Origin of the sequence: Pleomorphomonas sp. JP5, from assembly GCF_023721815.1 — a bacterium.
GTDB lineage: Bacteria > Pseudomonadota > Alphaproteobacteria > Rhizobiales > Pleomorphomonadaceae > Pleomorphomonas.
Genome location: NZ_JAMDLI010000022.1, coordinates 70,056 through 85,232, shown reverse-complemented (window position 1 = coordinate 85,232; position 15,177 = coordinate 70,056). Strand labels below are relative to the sequence as shown.

Sequence of the window (15,177 nt, the reverse complement as noted above, 5' to 3'; positions counted from 1 at the left end):
CCTCTTTTTGCTGGGGGCACCGGCGGCTCGGTATTTATTGCCCACGCCGGCAAAAAGAGACACCAGAACGATAGTCGAAGCGAGACCAACTCACTGAATCTGAACGGTATTCATGCGGAATGAGATTTGCTTGCTCCCATCCTTGTGTTCCACCGGTTCGCATGAGGAAGCAGATGATCAGAACCGCAATGGCAACAGTGCCGATCGATCCGGAAAATGTCTGGTCAGTGGCGAACGGTCGAATAAAGCTGGTCGACCTCACGAGCGACATGCTCGCCGACTTCGAGACTTACAAAAGAGAGGCCGAGGCGGACCAAGGCACAGCCAACGATTCCGCTCAAACCGGCTCGACGACTGGCAACAAGGTAATTTACGCCTTCCGCTTCACCGATATGGACCCGGCTTCCTGGCTCCCCCAGTGGAACGAGCCGGGGAGCAATCAAAGCGGCGCCTCGGTTCCCGGGCATTCGGGCGCAGATGCGTTTCGAGAACGCCTGGACACCCTGTTGTCGGTGAACGATGAAAGCAGCCAGGAAGACATCATGCGGTCCCGCCGCGTCTTCAACCAGTGGCTGGCAGAAAGATATCGAGCGTCGCACACCGACGACTCCGAACCGACAAACACGGCATCGTCTCGGGGGGCTGATCACCTTTAGGAACTGACGGCAGAAGGCCTCAAGTCCTTGGCGCCCGGCTCTCAGGCGTCCGTTCGTTCGGCCGGCTTCAGGTTGACGCTCTCGCCGCAACCGCATGACCCCACCTGATTGGGGTTGCGGAAGACGAATCCGGTGCGGAGCGGCGTCTGCTCGAAGTCCATTTCCGTACCCAGCAGGAACAGCACCGCCTTCGCCTCGACGAACACGGTGGCGCCGTGCGCCTCGACACGCTCGTCGCCCGGCTGGGCCTCTCGGGCCAGATCGAGCGTGTAGGACATGCCGGCGCAGCCGCCATTCTTAATCCCGAGACGAACACCCACGGCGTCATCGGCATTGCCGACAATCTCGCGCACGCGCTCGGCAGCGGCCTCGGTCAACGTCATCACGGCAAACTTGGCGAGAGCCATATCATCAATCTCCCAATCCACCCCGGTTCAAGGCTGAGGCGATCCAGCTGAAAATAGGGAGCAAACGCAGCTCGGACAAGCGTCATGCCGCATGGCCGCATTGCGCCGCCCCAAAGCGGCCCTGAACGGCCACGGCCGCCGAACGTCTCCGGCGGCCGCGAACCATATGCGATCTACAGGAAAACCGGCTTAGTACCAGTCGGTTGCGACCTGCGCTTCCTCGCTCATCCGGTCGGGTGTCCACGGCGGATCGAACACCATGTTCACCTTGACGCCGTAAACGCCAGGCACGACGCCGACGGCGTTCTCGACCCAACCCGGCATTTCACCAGCCACCGGACAGCCCGGCGCAGTCAGAGTCATGTCGATGGTGACGAGGCGATCGTCGTCGATATCGATCCGGTAGACGAGGCCGAGCTCGTAGATGTCGGCCGGAATCTCAGGATCGTAGACGGTCTTCAGCGCCGCGATGATGTCGTCGGTGATGCGCTCGAGTTCGGCCGGCGAGAGAGCCGAGCCGCCGACGGTTTCGGGCTGATTGGGGGACGGTTCGGTCTGGTTGCTCATCTCGGTCATGTCGGTCATCCGAACAGGGCCTCGGCCTTTCTGAGGGCCGTGACCAGCGCGTCGACTTCGGCGCGCGTGTTGTAGAGAGCGAAGGAGGCGCGGCAGGTCGAGGTCACGCCGAAGCGGGCAAGCAGCGGCATGGCGCAGTGCGTGCCGGCACGAACGGCGACACCGGAACGATCGATGACGGTGGCGACGTCATGGGCGTGCGCTCCGTTCATCGAAAAGGCAACGATGGCGCCTTTTTCCTTGGTGGTGCCGTAGATCCGGACGGAGTTCATTTCGCCAAGCCGTAGCATGGCATAGTCGCGCAGGTCGGTCTCGTGGGCGAGGATAGCCTCCCGACCGAGACTTTCCATGTAGCGAAGTGCCGCGCCGAGGCCGATCGCCTGGACGATCGGCGGCGTCCCCGCCTCGAAGCGATGCGGCGGCGCGTTGTAGGTGACCCCCTCGGTGGTCACCGTCTCGATCATTTCGCCGCCCCCCTGCCAGGGCGGCATGTCTTCCAGAAGGTGCTTCTTGCCGTAGAGCACGCCGATGCCGGTGGGGCCGTAAACCTTATGTCCCGTCAGAACGTAGAAATCGGCATCGAGCTCCTGAACGTCGACCGGCAAATGCACCGCGCCCTGACTGCCGTCGACCAGCACCACCGCGCCGTGTGCATGGGCGATGCGCGTCACTTCGCGAATCGGCACGATGGTGCCGGTGACGTTGGACATCTGCGTGATGGCGACGATCTTGGTGCGCGGCGTAAAGAGCTTCTCGAAAGCCTCGAGGTCGAAGCTGCCGTCGTCCCGAACCGGCGCCCACTTGATGACGACGCCCTTCTTCTCGCGATGGAAGTTCCACGGCACAATGTTGGAATGGTGTTCCAGGATGGAGAGGATGACCTCGTCGCCCTCGCCCAGCACCATGCCGCCGTAACTGGCCGCGACCAGATTGATCGCCTCGGTCGAGGAGCGAGTGAAGATCACCTGCTCCGTCGACGGTGCGTTCAGGAAGGCGCGCACCGCCTCGCGGGCATCCTCGTAGGCTTCGGTGGCGGCATTCGACAGGTAATGCAGCCCGCGATGCACGTTGGCATACTCGTGGGTGTAGGCGTGGCGCATGCGGTCGAGCACGGCGAGCGGCTTTTGCGCGGACGCGCCGTTGTCGAGATAGACCAGCGGCTTGCCGTAGACCTTTTCGGCAAGGATCGGGAAATCCCCGCGTACGGCTTCGACGTCATAGGACGAAACGGACATCTTCATCGTCTCTTGTCTTGGCCACCCGGCACGCCGGGCGGCGATGCCGGCTTACGCCGCCCTGGTCTTCAGCCAGCCCTCGACGCGGTGGATGAGGGCGTCGTGCACGGCCTGGTTCTGGATCTCGTCGATCGCCTCGCCGAGGAAGGCGAGGATCAGCATGCTCTCGGCCTCCGCCTTGGGAATGCCGCGCGACAGGAGATAGAACAGGAGGTCCTCGTCGATGGCGCCGCAGGTGGCGCCATGGCCACACTGAACGTCGTCGGCGAAGATTTCCAGTTCCGGCTTGGCGTCGGCCTCGGCCTCCTCGGAGAGAAGGAGCGACGCCGTCATCATGCGCGCGTCGGTCTTCTGGGCATGAGCCGGCACGGCGATACGACCGGCGAAGGCCGAACGCGCCTCACCGTCGATCACGGCCTTGTAGAGCTCCCGGCTCTGGCAGTTCTCGGCTCCGTGGACAAGCGACAACGTCGTGTCGGCATGACGCCGCCCGCCGAGCATGGTGATGCCACGGAAGCCGGCCTGGGAATCGCGACCGGCGAACTCGGCGAAGATCTGCGCACGGGCAAGCCCCGCACCCAACGCCGCGTTGAAGGTGTCGAAATTCGCCTCCCGGCCGATCTTGGCCACCAGCGACGTCATGCTGACCGCCTCGTCTGGCTCAAGCTGCAGGCGAATATGGTCGACCTTCGCTCCATCGCCAACGTCGACGACCGTCATCACGTTGGAATGGTGGGCGACCTTGTCGAGCGACTCGATCGTCTCGATCAGCGTCAGGCGGGCGCCCTTGCCGACGGTGACGAGGTGACGCACCGCCGTCGACGCGGCGGACGCGCCCTCCGCGATGTGGACGAGCTCCACCGGCCGCTCGATCTCGACGCCATTGGCCACGCCGATGACGAGGCCGTCGGTCATGAAAGCCGTGTTGAGCGCCACCGCCGTGTTCGACGCGATGGCATCGTCCAGCTTCAACGCGGCAACTGCCGCAACGTCACCCGCCTCAAGCGCCGTGGCGAGCGAAAAGATGGAGAGACCAGGCTCAAGGTCCTCAAGATCGGACAGCTCGGGCCGATAGCGACCGTTGGCAATCACGAGGCGGCGCGCCTTGTCCCCCTCCACGGCCGGCGCGGCGATCCGCACGCGCGCCACGTCGCCGGCACCGGCAGCGGGCGGGAAAGTCTTCAGCCGGGCGCGCAGGTCGGTGTACTTCCAGTCCTCGACCCGGCGATGCGGCAGGCCGCTCTTCTCGACGCCGCCGAAGGCGGCATCACGGATGGCGATGACGTCGGCCGTTCCGGGCAACAACGTCCTCTCGGCCGGATAGCGAGCGGCAAGCGCCAGTTCAGCCGGCGTACGAACAGGGGTGGCAACCATGGTCATCCCCCCTCAGGCGGCCGCGTTCGCTACGTAGGCCGCGTAACCGTTCTTCTCGAGGTCGAGCGCCAGCTCCGGCCCGCCGGTGCGAACGATGCGCCCGTCCGAAAGCACGTGCACGATGTCCGGCACGATGTGGTCGAGAAGGCGCTGATAATGGGTGATCACCACGAAGGCACGGTCGGGCGAGCGCAAGGCGTTGACGCCTTCCGACACCACCTTCAGCGCGTCGATGTCGAGACCGGAGTCGGTTTCGTCGAGGATACAGATCGACGGCTGCAGCAACGCCATCTGCATGATCTCGGCGCGCTTCTTCTCGCCACCGGAGAAGCCGACGTTGACCGGACGCTTCAGCATGTCCGAAGTAATGTTGAGCTTCTCTGCGACGCCCTTCACCAGCTTCATGAACTCGGGCGTCGTCAGTTCGCCCTCGCCCTTCGCCTTGCGGTGCGCGTTGAGCGCCGCCTTGAGGAAGGTCATGGTGGCGACACCGGGGATCTCGATCGGATACTGGAAGGCGAGGAACAAGCCCGCCACCGACCGCTCGTTGGGCTCGAGATCGAGGATGGAAGCGCCGTTCAGCAGCACCTCGCCCTCGGTCACCTCGTAATCGTCCTTGCCAGCAAGGATGTAGGAGAGGGTCGACTTGCCTGCGCCATTCGGCCCCATGATGGCATGCACCTCACCGGGCTTCACCGTAAGGGTGAGCCCCTTGAGGATCTCGCGGTCGCCGATCCGTGCGTGAAGGTTCTTGATCTCGAGCATGGTTCTGTCCTGTCGTCCGTTTGGCCTCGACGCACGTGGCGGAAGCCGTTGTCATTGGTCATTAAAGAAGAAAAGACGCCGTCACGGTGCGCCCGGCTGAATCAGCCGACGCTACCCTCGAGGCTGATGCCGATCAGCTTCTGCGTCTCCACCATGAACTCCATCGGCAGCTGTTGCAGCACGTCCTTGACGAAGCCGTTGACGATCAGGGCGATGGCTTCCTCCTGCGGCAGTCCGCGCTGCAGGCAGTAAAACATCTGGTCGTCCGAAATCTTCGACGTGGTGGCTTCGTGCTCGACGATGGCCGAGGCGTTCTTGCTCTCGATGTAGGGCACGGTATGGGCGCCGCACTTGTTACCGATGAGCAAACTGTCGCAGTTGGTGAAGTTGCGGGCGCCGGAGGCCTTGCGGCCGACCGACACGAGGCCGCGATAGGTGTTGTTCGAACGGCCGGCCGAGATGCCCTTGGAGATGATCTTCGACGACGTGTTCTTGCCGAGATGAACCATCTTGGTGCCGCTGTCGACCTGCTGGCGGCCATTTGAGATCGCGATCGAATAGAACTCGCCGCGCGAGTTGTCGCCGCGCAGGATGCAGCTCGGATACTTCCAGGTGATGGCCGAGCCGGTTTCCACCTGCGTCCAGGAGATCTTCGAGTTCTTGCCCCGGCAATCGCCGCGCTTGGTCACGAAGTTGAAGACGCCGCCCTTGCCTTCCGCATCGCCCGGATACCAGTTCTGGACGGTGGAATACTTGATCTCGGCATCGTCGAGGGCGATCAGCTCGACCACGGCGGCATGGAGCTGGTTCTCGTCGCGGGAGGGCGCCGTGCAGCCCTCGAGATAGGACACGTAGGCGCCTTCGTCGGCGATGATCAGCGTCCGTTCGAACTGGCCGGTCTTCTTCTCGTTGATGCGGAAGTAGGTCGACAGCTCCATCGGGCAGCGCACGCCTTTCGGCACATAGACGAAGGAGCCATCGGAGAACACCGCCGAGTTCAGCGTGGCGTAAAAGTTGTCGCTCACCGGCACGACCGAGCCGAGATACTTCTTCACCAGTTCCGGATGGGTCTTCACCGCTTCGGAGATCGGACAGAAGATGACGCCATGCTTGGCCAGCTCGGCCTTGAAGGTGGTGACCACGGAGACGCTGTCGAACACGGCGTCAACGGCCACCTGCCGCTCGCCCTTCTGGACGCCGGCCAGGATTTCCTGCTCTTTCAGGGGAATGCCGAGCTTCTTGTAGGTCTCGAGCAGAGCGGGATCGACTTCGTCGAGGCTCTTCGGGCCCGCCGTCTTCTTCGGCGCGGCGTAATAGTGAAGATCCTGGAAGTCGATGGGCGGGTAGTCTACACGCGCCCAGGTCGGCTCCTCCATGGTCTGCCAGCGACGAAACGCCTCAAGCCGCCATTCGGTCAGCCACTCCGGCTCGTCCTTCTTGGCCGAAATGAAGCGAACGATATCCTCGTTGAGCCCCTTGGGGGCCAGGTCCGACTCGATATCGCTGACGAAGCCATACTTGTACTTGTCGACGTCGATCGACAGAACCTGATCGACCGTCTCCTTGACTGCTGCCATCTCTTGCTCCTTCCACGCGGTTTCAAGGACCGTGGGAAATCTGTCCTCAATGTAGTCGCTTTTTTCCGCAGCCGGTAGTCACTCAGGCTGCGGTGGTCCCATGTTGTTTCTTCATAGCGGCGAAGACGTTGCGCGCCCGCAAACCGAAGGCGTCGATCTCCTCGTCGGAAGTCTCCGCCCCGATCGACACGCGCAGCCCGCTTTTCACCAGCATCGGCTCGATGCCCATTGCCGTCAGAACAGGGCTCGCCGTCACCTTGCCCGACGAGCAGGCCGACCCAGACGACAGCGCCACGCCGGCAAGATCGAAGGCGATCACCGCGGTTTCGGCCGCAACGCCCGGCACGGCAAAGCAAAGCGTGTTCGACAGCCGGGGCGCCCCCTCTGCGAACATGACCGCGTCCGGTGCGACATCGCGGATCATTGCCGCGATGCGATCGCGTCTGGCGGCGACTTCCGCCATCGCCGGGAGATCGGCGAGCGCGGCATCGGCCGCCACGCCGAAGGCGGCGATGGCCGCGACATTCTCGGTACCGGCCCGCGCCCAGGATTCCTGTCCGCCACCAGTGACGAGCGGTGGAAAGGCGAAACCGTTGCGCCCGCGCACGATCGCGCCCACACCCTGCCCGCCTCCGAGCTTGTGGGCGGAAAGAGTCACGACGTCCAACCCGAGCGCTTCCATGTCGATCGGCACTTTGCCGGCCGCCTGCACGACATCGGAGTGAACCAATGCTCCATGCACCCTGGCAAGACGGGCCACGTCGGCCACAGGCTCGACGACGCCCGTCTCGTTGTTGGCCATCATGACCGAAACAAGCGCGCGCTCTCCCACCGCAGCAAGTTCGGCAAGGCGGCGTTCCAGAAACGCGAGATCAACGACACCGTCGCCATCGACCGGGACGACTTCGACGCGTTCCGCCGGGAAACGACCGCCGCGCGCCACTGCCGGATGCTCGACCGCAGACACGAGCAGCCGGTCCAGCCGATATGGCTTGCCGAACAGCGTCCAGTCCGGCGTCAACACCGTGTTGGCGCCCTCCGTGCCCCCGGAACAGAAAGTGACGCCTTTTGCCTCTGCCCCACAGAGCCGCGCCACCGACCGGCGCGCACCTTCCAGCACGGCGCGGGCAGCCCGGCCCTCGGCATGCACGGACGAACCGTTGCCAGGCCGGTCGAGCAACTCGACGAGACGCGTCCGAGCAGCCTTTCTCATTGGCGCTCCGGCGTTCCAATCGAAATAGAGGCGCGCCTCCGCCATACCCTTCCCCATTCGCAGCTGCCGGACTGAAGCCCGACCACGTTGCGCGTTCACTATACCATCCGCTTTTGGGCCGCCAGACCGGCGGGCGAGCGCTCTACGACCCTTGAGGATGCGATTTTTCTTGACGCCGGACTAGCCGGCGGTCCAGTGCAAGCGCATGAGCCGAAACGATGCGCTGTTCGCATCAGTTTTGAGTAATTCTAAATCTAGGACCAGACCCTTGCCGCGTCAATATGACGGGCCTTCGCCGGTGACGGCAATGGCCTGAGGCCAAGGGTCGAGATCGAGGACAACATGCCCGAAGTGATCTTCAACGGCCCTGCCGGGCGCATCGAGGGCCGCTACCAGCCGGCCACCGTGCGAAACGCACCGATCGCCATGATTCTGCATCCGCATCCGGAATTCGGCGGCACCATGAACAACCAGATCGCCTATCGGCTGTTCTACATGTTCAAGGAGCGCGGTTTTGCCGTCCTGCGCTTCAACTTCCGTGGCGTCGGCCGAAGCCAGGGCCAGTTCGATCACGGCTCGGGCGAACTGTCGGACGCCGCATCCGCGCTGGACTGGGTGCAGTCGATTCATCCGGAAGCGCGCTTTTGCTGGGTCGCGGGATTCGATTTCGGCGCATGGATCGGCATGCAGCTTCTGATGCGCCGTCCGGAGATCGAGGGCTTCATCTCGATTGCCCCGCCGGCCAACCTCAACGACTTCTCGTTCCTCGCCCCGTGCCCGTCCTCCGGCCTGATCATTCACGGCGACATCGACAAGGTGGTGCCGCAGAAGGATGTGCAGGCGCTGGTGGACAAGCTGAAGGCGCAGAAGGGAATCGTCATCGATCAAAAGATCATCGAAGGCGCCAACCACTTCTTCGACCAGAAGATCGAAGAACTGATCGAGCACTGCGGGAACTATCTCGACATGCGCCTCGCCAGTCAGCCCGACGAAGGCTGACGATCCTCGATCCGGCAGCCAATATACAAGGGCCTCGAACCGACGGTTCGAGGCCCTTTTGCTTGTCGTCGCTACCAGCAATGGCAGTTCAGAAGCGGGCGATCAACTCGATGGGGTCCAGCACCCAGTCGTCCCGCTCGGACGCGCGCTCGCGCTTGTCCGGTTCAACGGCGGCATTGAAATGAGGCTGGTACTCCTCGATCAACTCCTCGACGAGATGCCTCCGGTCGAGAGCGAAGGGGCAAGCCTTCCAGAACACCCCTGCGGTAAGCCGCTTCAGAATGGGGTTGGCGGCCAGGACAGCCGACACCGCGACGATCACGGACTCGCTCTCCCCGATATAGATCGGATGGGCGCGCCCGGACAGTTCCGTCGTCAGCACGAAGACGCCCGGACGATCGGGAGCATCGGCCCCGGTCTCGAAGGCGTGCCCGGCATAGCGAGCAGGAGTCTGACCAATGGCAGGCAAAGCCTTACCGCTCGCCACAGCAGCGGCCGCTGCGACGAAGGACACTTCGGTGACGTTCATGACACATCCTCCCAAAATATGTTCGACGCAACACTCTCAGAAGAAGATAACACTGGCGTGAAGAAGTTCAAGAGAACAACATCCTTAACGGCCATGCAGAATCGTCATACCTCGATAAAATCGTACTTAAATTATACGCGATTTCACTTAACCATGGTCAATTCCTGCAGTAATCAGACCAAGGATAACAGAGGGAAATATTTACCCGTGATTTTTACCTTACCGACCACTTGCCCGACAAGCGCGTAGACTAGCGAGGCAATGGCACGCTCCCGAAACAGCCGGATAATTTTCTAGCTGTAAAAGGAACAGGCGTTTCAACCATCTATCGAATCAAAGGCCATTTCACACGGTAAGCGCGATACCGTCCTTGCGCCCCTCAACTCAGGGGAACAACGCGTAATGGACGGTAGGCGCAACAGGGAGAAGATCGTCGCGCAGGCATCCGCCCGAGGACTGGCAGACACTTTCAGTGTGCCCGAGATTGCAAAGGGCTGGATCGGCACCATGTGCCTGTCAGCAGGCACGGCGATATGTGCCGCACCCGGCTTTGGCCTCGAAAGATCAGGCGAGGCAGACTCGATCGCCACCGGCGGCCTTCGCCTTGCGCAGAGCCCTTTCCACGCGTTCCATCGCAAGACTGCGGGCCTCACCGGCCCCAAGCGGCGTAACGCCGATGCTTGCCGTCAACTGGGCATGAATGCCCTCGCCGAAGGTCTCCGCGCCGATGACCTTCACGAGACTGTCGGCAAGTCGCGTGGCGACATCGACACCGCCTTCCCGAATGATCGCGAAAACGTCTCCGTCGAGACGGGCAATAACGCCGACGCCACTTGCGACATCGGTCACGATGCGCCCAACCTTGCCGAGGGCCGCGTCGCCGGAAGCACGACCGAACCGATCGTTGAAGACACCGAAAGCATCGAGATCGACCAGGATCAGGCCGAGCGGTTCAGGCGAAGCCCGCCGGGAGGACGCGCGCGCGTCGAATTCCGCTTCAAACCCCGCCCGGTTGACAAGACCAGTCAAACTGTCGCGGAAAGCCACATCGCCGATCCGCTTCTTGTAGATGCGGAAAGCCAACGAGACCAGGACGAGCGATACGACGATGACGACGAAGCCAACGGCGAGGTTGAAAAGAAAGCCGAGCCACAACGGCCGAATCGCCGTTGCCTCGTCCTGCTCGACCATTACCCGCCAGCCAAGATCGGGAATAAGCCGATGCGACAGCAGGATGGTTCGCCCGTCGCGCTTGAACGAGTACTCGCCGTTCTCCTCGCGAAGAATGCGATCGGCGATGGCATCGAGCCCTTCGGACTTCCGAATGGAGGCGCCGACCGGCGTATCCGCGTCCGTCGCCACCACGATCTCGCCGCGCGCATTGATGAAGTAGATGTTGCGATCGAACTGATCGCGATAGCGCGCCACGATGTTGCGCACTGTCCGGAAATCCAGTCCGACACCGGCAAGCGCGATCATCTTGCCGTCATGATCGACGACCCGGTAGTTGATGAACACGGTCAGCGCGTCGTTCTGCTGCTTGTTGATGTCGACGTTGACCTCATAGGGAGCGGCAGCGTCGATCGACCGGAAGAACCAGATGTCGGCAGGGTCGTTGCGCTTGAGGTGCCGTGGCGGCGCCTGGAAGTGATAGTATGCCTGCGTGTCGCGCGAGACCAGGAAGGCCGTGAAGGTGTTGTACTGGCGCTGGATGCGCTGGAGGTAGCGAGTGATCGCTCCCAGATCGAGTTCGCCCGAACGCAGCCAGTCCTGCACGAACGTGTCGTTGGCCATCAGCGAGGACACAAGGATCGGCCTCACCAGATCGGTCTGGATCTCGGAATAGATGTTGGACCCGGTCAGCGGCAGCTCGGTCTCGACGATCGACTGCCTCACGGTGTCGACCGCTACGAGATAACTGACCATGTTGGTGATCAGGAAGCCGATGGCTAGGATGGCGCCGATCAGCGGAATCATGCGCATCCGGTCCAGCTTGGCGGTCATTCTTCCTCCTGGAGCGGCGCAACATGCCACCCCACCCCGGTCGACATACCTGCGATTCGTTACAATCCCCTTCTACCACAGGTCGCGATCGCGTAACCCATGGCCGGTCCTCAAGGTCAATCCTCGGGGAACGAAGGGTTCTCTTCCTCCTTGTCGGACACGTCGAAACCAAGGAGGTTCCAGGACTGCAGCATATGCGGCGGAAGCGGCGCGGTAACGTCGATCAGTTCCCCTCCCGCCGGATGCGGTATCGTCAGACGGCGGGCGAGAAGATGCAGCCTGTTCTGCACGCCGCCCGGCAACTGCCAGTTTTCGATGTCGAAATAGCGTGGATCGCCGATGATCGGGTGCCCCATCGCCTGGCAATGGACGCGCAACTGATGCGTCCGGCCCGTCGTCGGCTTCATGGTCAGCCACGACAGGCGGCCGGCGGAATGCTCGACAATCGAGTAATAGGTGACCGCATGCTGGGCATCGGGCTCGCCGTGCTTGGCTATCGTCATCATGTCGCCGTCCGGTCCCGCCACGCGTTTCAGATAGCTCGAAATCTTGCCTTGGGCCGGCTTCGGCTGGCCGAACACCAGCGCCCAGTAGATCTTGCGCGCCGAACGGGTCTGGAAGGTACGGGCCAGCGTCGCCGCCGCCAGACGAGAGCGGGCGACGAGGAGGCAGCCGGAAGTTTCGCGGTCGAGCCGGTGCACGAGGCGCGGCTTGACGCCCTTGCGATCGCGCAGCGCCTCCAGCATGCCGTCGATGTGACGTGTCATGCCCGAGCCGCCCTGCACCGCGAGCCCGGCCGGCTTGTTGAAGACGAAGACGTGTTCGTCTTCATAGAGCAGCAACGAGCGCAGATACTCGGCCTCGTTGGCCGAAGCCACCTGCTTCGGTCGAGCCATCGGCGCCCCACCCTCGCCATCATAAAAGGATGCCCCGCTCTGCGCCGCGTCGCCATATTGCAGCGGCGGTATGCGCACGCTCTGACCGGCGCCGAGGCGCTGGTCGGTCTTGCAACGGCCGCCATCGACGCGGACCTGCCCCGAGCGGATCAACTTCTGCAAGTGGCCGAAGCCAAGGCCGGGAAAGTGATCCTTGAACCAACGGTCGAGGCGCATGCCGGCCTCGTCCTTTGCCACGATGATCGTTTCGACGCGCGGCCCGCCGGCCGTTCCTTGGGTCATGCGAAGGTCCTCACGAAGTGGAGACCGGCAACCAGCGCGGCCAACGACAGCACGATCGAACCGCCGACATAGAGGGCGGCAACGCCGATCGCACCACGCTCGAACAACGTGACGCTGTCGAGCGAGAAAGAAGACAGCGTGGTGAAGCCGCCAAGGACGCCCACCGCCACGAACAGGCGAAGGGATTCGGAGCCATCGAACTTCAGGGCAAGAAGCTCGATGAACAGCCCCATGAAGAAAGAGCCGACAATGTTGACGATCATCGTGCCGAAGGGAAAGTCCGGCCCGAGAAGCCGGCCGGCCCCAACGCCGACAAGATATCGGCAGACCGAGCCGAAGGCGCCGCCCATGGCGACGAGAAGTACGGAGACAAGCGACATGGGCAAAACTCGACCGGAAGAATGCCGTACCGACGTCGGCAATGACGATCGGTGGCAATTCCGCGCTTTCTAGAGCATCATCCGGCAAATTGGAACCTCAATCGCGGCTCGGCCGCCGGATCGCGCGCCAGGCCGCCAAACCGCCGGACAACACCCCGACATTTGTGGGATAAATGGGTAAAACACTCGGCAAATCCGGGCAAAATGCCCCGAATGCAGGCAGCCCCGCCCGGCAACCATGCTTGCGGATTCGCCGATATTCCGCTATTTCCACGCCGCCGGATCGAGCCGACGTCACCGACGTCCGATCACTGTGACGGTTCTACATGAACGACGCAAACTCAAAAGACCAGCAGACAGCCGCGCCTGACGCGCCCTCCCAGACCACGGAATCAAACGGTCACGGAGAGCATTCCCACGCCAGCGGCTCGATGCTCGGCCTCGCCGTCGGTTCGGTCGGCGTCGTCTACGGCGACATCGGCACGAGCCCTCTCTATGCCTTTCGGGAGGCCCTGCATCACACGGCCGCCGACGGCGTGACGCGCTCCGAGGTGACGGGCGTCGTGTCGCTGCTCATCTGGTCGCTGACGCTGGTCGTGACCCTGAAGTACGTCCTCTTCTTGATGTATGCCGACAACAAGGGCGAAGGCGGCACTTTGTCTCTGGTGGCACTGGTGCGTGGAGCGCTCGGCAAACGCGGCGGCTTCGCCCTGGTCATCGGCATCCTCGGCGCCTCGATGTTCTTCGGCGACGCCGTGATCACGCCGGCCATCTCGGTCCTGTCGGCCGTCGAAGGCCTCAAGGTCGTGGCGCCGGGCTTCTCGCACTACGTCGTCCCGCTGACCATCGTCATTCTCATCGCACTGTTCACCATCCAGAGCTTCGGCACCGGTCGAGTCGCCGCCTGGTTCGGGCCGATCACGGCGCTCTGGTTTCTCTGCCTTGGCGTCCTTGGCCTTATGCACGTCAGCGACGACCCGGCGATCCTCTACGCGCTGCTGCCGACCTCGGCGATCAAGTTCGTCATCAACCACGGCTTTCTCGCTCTCGTCGTCATCGGTTCGGTGTTTCTGGCCGTGACCGGCGCCGAAGCCCTCTATGCCGACATGGGACATTTCGGCCGGCGGCCGATCCAGCTCGCCTGGATGGTGCTGGTCTTCCCGGCGCTGACGCTGAACTACCTCGGCCAGGGCGCACTCGTGCTCTCCCATCCGGAAGCGTTGGAGAACCCATTCTTCCTGATGGTGCCCCAGCCGATACTCCTCCCCTTCATCCTGCTGGCAACGATCGCCACCATCATCGCCAGCCAGGCCGTCATCACCGGCGCCTTCTCGCTGACCCAACAGGCGGTTCAACTCGGCCTCATTCCGCGCATCGAAAGCCGCCATACGTCCGAGACGCAAGCCGGCCAGATCTATCTGCCGCGCATCAACTGGCTTCTGCTGGCCGGCATCCTCGCACTGGTCGTCTTCTTCCAGTCGTCGAGCGCCCTGGCCTCGGCCTACGGCATCTCCGTGACCGGCGAGATGGTGATGTCGTCTCTGCTGGCCTTCATCGTCGTCTGGAAAGTCTGGAAGTGGCCGATCTGGGTGGCCGTCGCCGTCGTCGCACCGTTCCTGTCGATGGAGATCATCTTCCTGTCGGCCAACCTTCTCAAGGTGTTCGACGGCGGCTATCTGCCGCTGACCCTCGCCTTCTGCGTCGCCGCCTGCATGTGGACATGGGTGCGCGGCAGCGAACTGGTCTTCGAGAAGTCGCACCGCGAGAACATCCCGCTCAACGACCTCATCAAGATGCTCGGCAAGTCGCATCCGGTGCGGGTCGGCGGCACCGCCGTGTTCCTGACCTCCGACCCCGAGATCGCGCCAAGCGCGCTGCTGCACAATCTCAAGCACAACAACGTCCTGCACGCCAAGAACATCATCATGACCGTGCACGTGGTGACAACCCCGCGTTACCCGGACGACCAGCGCGTGAAAATCGAGCCGCTGTCGGAGGACTTCATCCTGGTCGAGCTGACCTTCGGCTACATGGAAACGCCGAACGTGCCGCGCGCCCTCGCCCAGTGCCGCAAGCAGGGCATCAAGTTCGACATCATGGCAACGTCGTTCTTCCTCAACCGTCGCTCCTTCAAGCCGAGCCCGCAGTCGCCGATGCCGATGTGGCAGAACCGCCTGTTCATCTCGCTGACGCGCATCGCAGCCAATGCCACCGACTTCTATCGCCTGCCCTCCAACCGGGTGGTCGAGCTTGGCCAGCAACTCACGGTGTGACGATCACCGCC

14 protein-coding genes are annotated in these 15,177 nt (G+C 62.8%); 3 read left to right on the top strand and 11 right to left on the bottom strand.

The annotated features are described in order from the left end of the window. Nucleotides 1-173 precede the first annotated feature (173 nt). Nucleotides 174-656 carry a hypothetical protein gene (locus tag M4J40_RS19840; protein ID WP_251756149.1) on the top strand — a complete coding sequence of 161 codons (483 nt, stop codon included), beginning with the start codon at nt 174-176 and terminating at the stop codon, nt 654-656. A 41-nt stretch (nt 657-697) separates the two neighbouring features. On the opposite strand, the gene sufA is transcribed toward M4J40_RS19840, so the two are convergent. From sufA to M4J40_RS19805, 7 genes are all read right to left on the bottom strand, one after another. Further along, nucleotides 698-1,063, bottom strand: coding sequence for a Fe-S cluster assembly scaffold SufA (sufA, locus tag M4J40_RS19835; protein ID WP_251756148.1), 366 nt, complete (start codon nt 1,061-1,063; stop codon nt 698-700). Nucleotides 1,064-1,252: 189 nt separating this feature from the next. Further along, nucleotides 1,253-1,630, bottom strand: coding sequence for an SUF system Fe-S cluster assembly protein (locus M4J40_RS19830; RefSeq protein ID WP_251756612.1), 378 nt, complete (start codon nt 1,628-1,630; stop codon nt 1,253-1,255). Nucleotides 1,631-1,644: 14 nt separating this feature from the next. Next, complete coding sequence (locus M4J40_RS19825) at nt 1,645-2,880, bottom strand: cysteine desulfurase (RefSeq protein ID WP_251756147.1); 1,236 nt, start codon at nt 2,878-2,880, stop codon at nt 1,645-1,647. A 45-nt stretch (nt 2,881-2,925) separates the two neighbouring features. Beyond that, nucleotides 2,926-4,248: a Fe-S cluster assembly protein SufD gene (sufD, locus tag M4J40_RS19820; RefSeq protein WP_251756146.1), complete on the bottom strand. Its 1,323-nt coding sequence runs from the start codon at nt 4,246-4,248 to the stop codon at nt 2,926-2,928. A 12-nt stretch (nt 4,249-4,260) separates the two neighbouring features. Continuing rightward, nucleotides 4,261-5,013: a Fe-S cluster assembly ATPase SufC gene (sufC, locus tag M4J40_RS19815; protein ID WP_251756145.1), complete on the bottom strand. Its 753-nt coding sequence runs from the start codon at nt 5,011-5,013 to the stop codon at nt 4,261-4,263. Between the two features lie 101 nt (nt 5,014-5,114). Continuing rightward, nucleotides 5,115-6,590 carry a Fe-S cluster assembly protein SufB gene (sufB, locus tag M4J40_RS19810; RefSeq protein ID WP_251756144.1) on the bottom strand — a complete coding sequence of 492 codons (1,476 nt, stop codon included), beginning with the start codon at nt 6,588-6,590 and terminating at the stop codon, nt 5,115-5,117. Nucleotides 6,591-6,672: 82 nt separating this feature from the next. Further along, a complete protein-coding gene (locus M4J40_RS19805; protein WP_257235316.1) occupies nt 6,673-7,848 on the bottom strand; it encodes a cysteine desulfurase family protein in 1,176 nt (391 codons plus the stop codon). Between the two features lie 297 nt (nt 7,849-8,145). Here M4J40_RS19805 and M4J40_RS19800 point away from each other — a divergent pair, with 297 nt between their 5' ends. Continuing rightward, the gene (locus M4J40_RS19800) at nt 8,146-8,802 is read left to right on the top strand and encodes an alpha/beta hydrolase (RefSeq protein ID WP_251756142.1); all 657 of its coding nucleotides are present in this window, start codon (nt 8,146-8,148) and stop codon (nt 8,800-8,802) included. Nucleotides 8,803-8,890: 88 nt separating this feature from the next. Here M4J40_RS19800 and M4J40_RS19795 read toward each other — a convergent pair whose 3' ends face one another. The 4 genes from M4J40_RS19795 to crcB form a co-directional block, all read right to left on the bottom strand. Further along, on the bottom strand, nt 8,891-9,331 hold the full coding sequence (locus M4J40_RS19795; RefSeq protein ID WP_251756141.1) for a hypothetical protein: 441 nt from the start codon (nt 9,329-9,331) through the stop codon (nt 8,891-8,893). A gap of 564 nt (nt 9,332-9,895) precedes the next feature. After that, nucleotides 9,896-11,335, bottom strand: a complete 1,440-nt coding sequence (locus M4J40_RS19790; RefSeq protein WP_251756140.1) for a diguanylate cyclase — start codon at nt 11,333-11,335, stop codon at nt 9,896-9,898. A gap of 116 nt (nt 11,336-11,451) precedes the next feature. Continuing rightward, nucleotides 11,452-12,513, bottom strand: coding sequence for an RluA family pseudouridine synthase (locus tag M4J40_RS19785; protein WP_251756139.1), 1,062 nt, complete (start codon nt 12,511-12,513; stop codon nt 11,452-11,454). Continuing rightward, nucleotides 12,510-12,893, bottom strand: coding sequence for a fluoride efflux transporter CrcB (crcB, locus tag M4J40_RS19780; protein WP_251756138.1), 384 nt, complete (start codon nt 12,891-12,893; stop codon nt 12,510-12,512). Before crcB ends, M4J40_RS19785 begins: the two co-directional genes overlap by 4 nt. A 326-nt stretch (nt 12,894-13,219) precedes the next feature. On the opposite strand from crcB, the gene M4J40_RS19775 reads away from it, so the two are divergent. After that, nucleotides 13,220-15,166: a potassium transporter Kup gene (locus M4J40_RS19775; RefSeq protein WP_251756137.1), complete on the top strand. Its 1,947-nt coding sequence runs from the start codon at nt 13,220-13,222 to the stop codon at nt 15,164-15,166. Nucleotides 15,167-15,177: the final 11 nt, after the last annotated feature.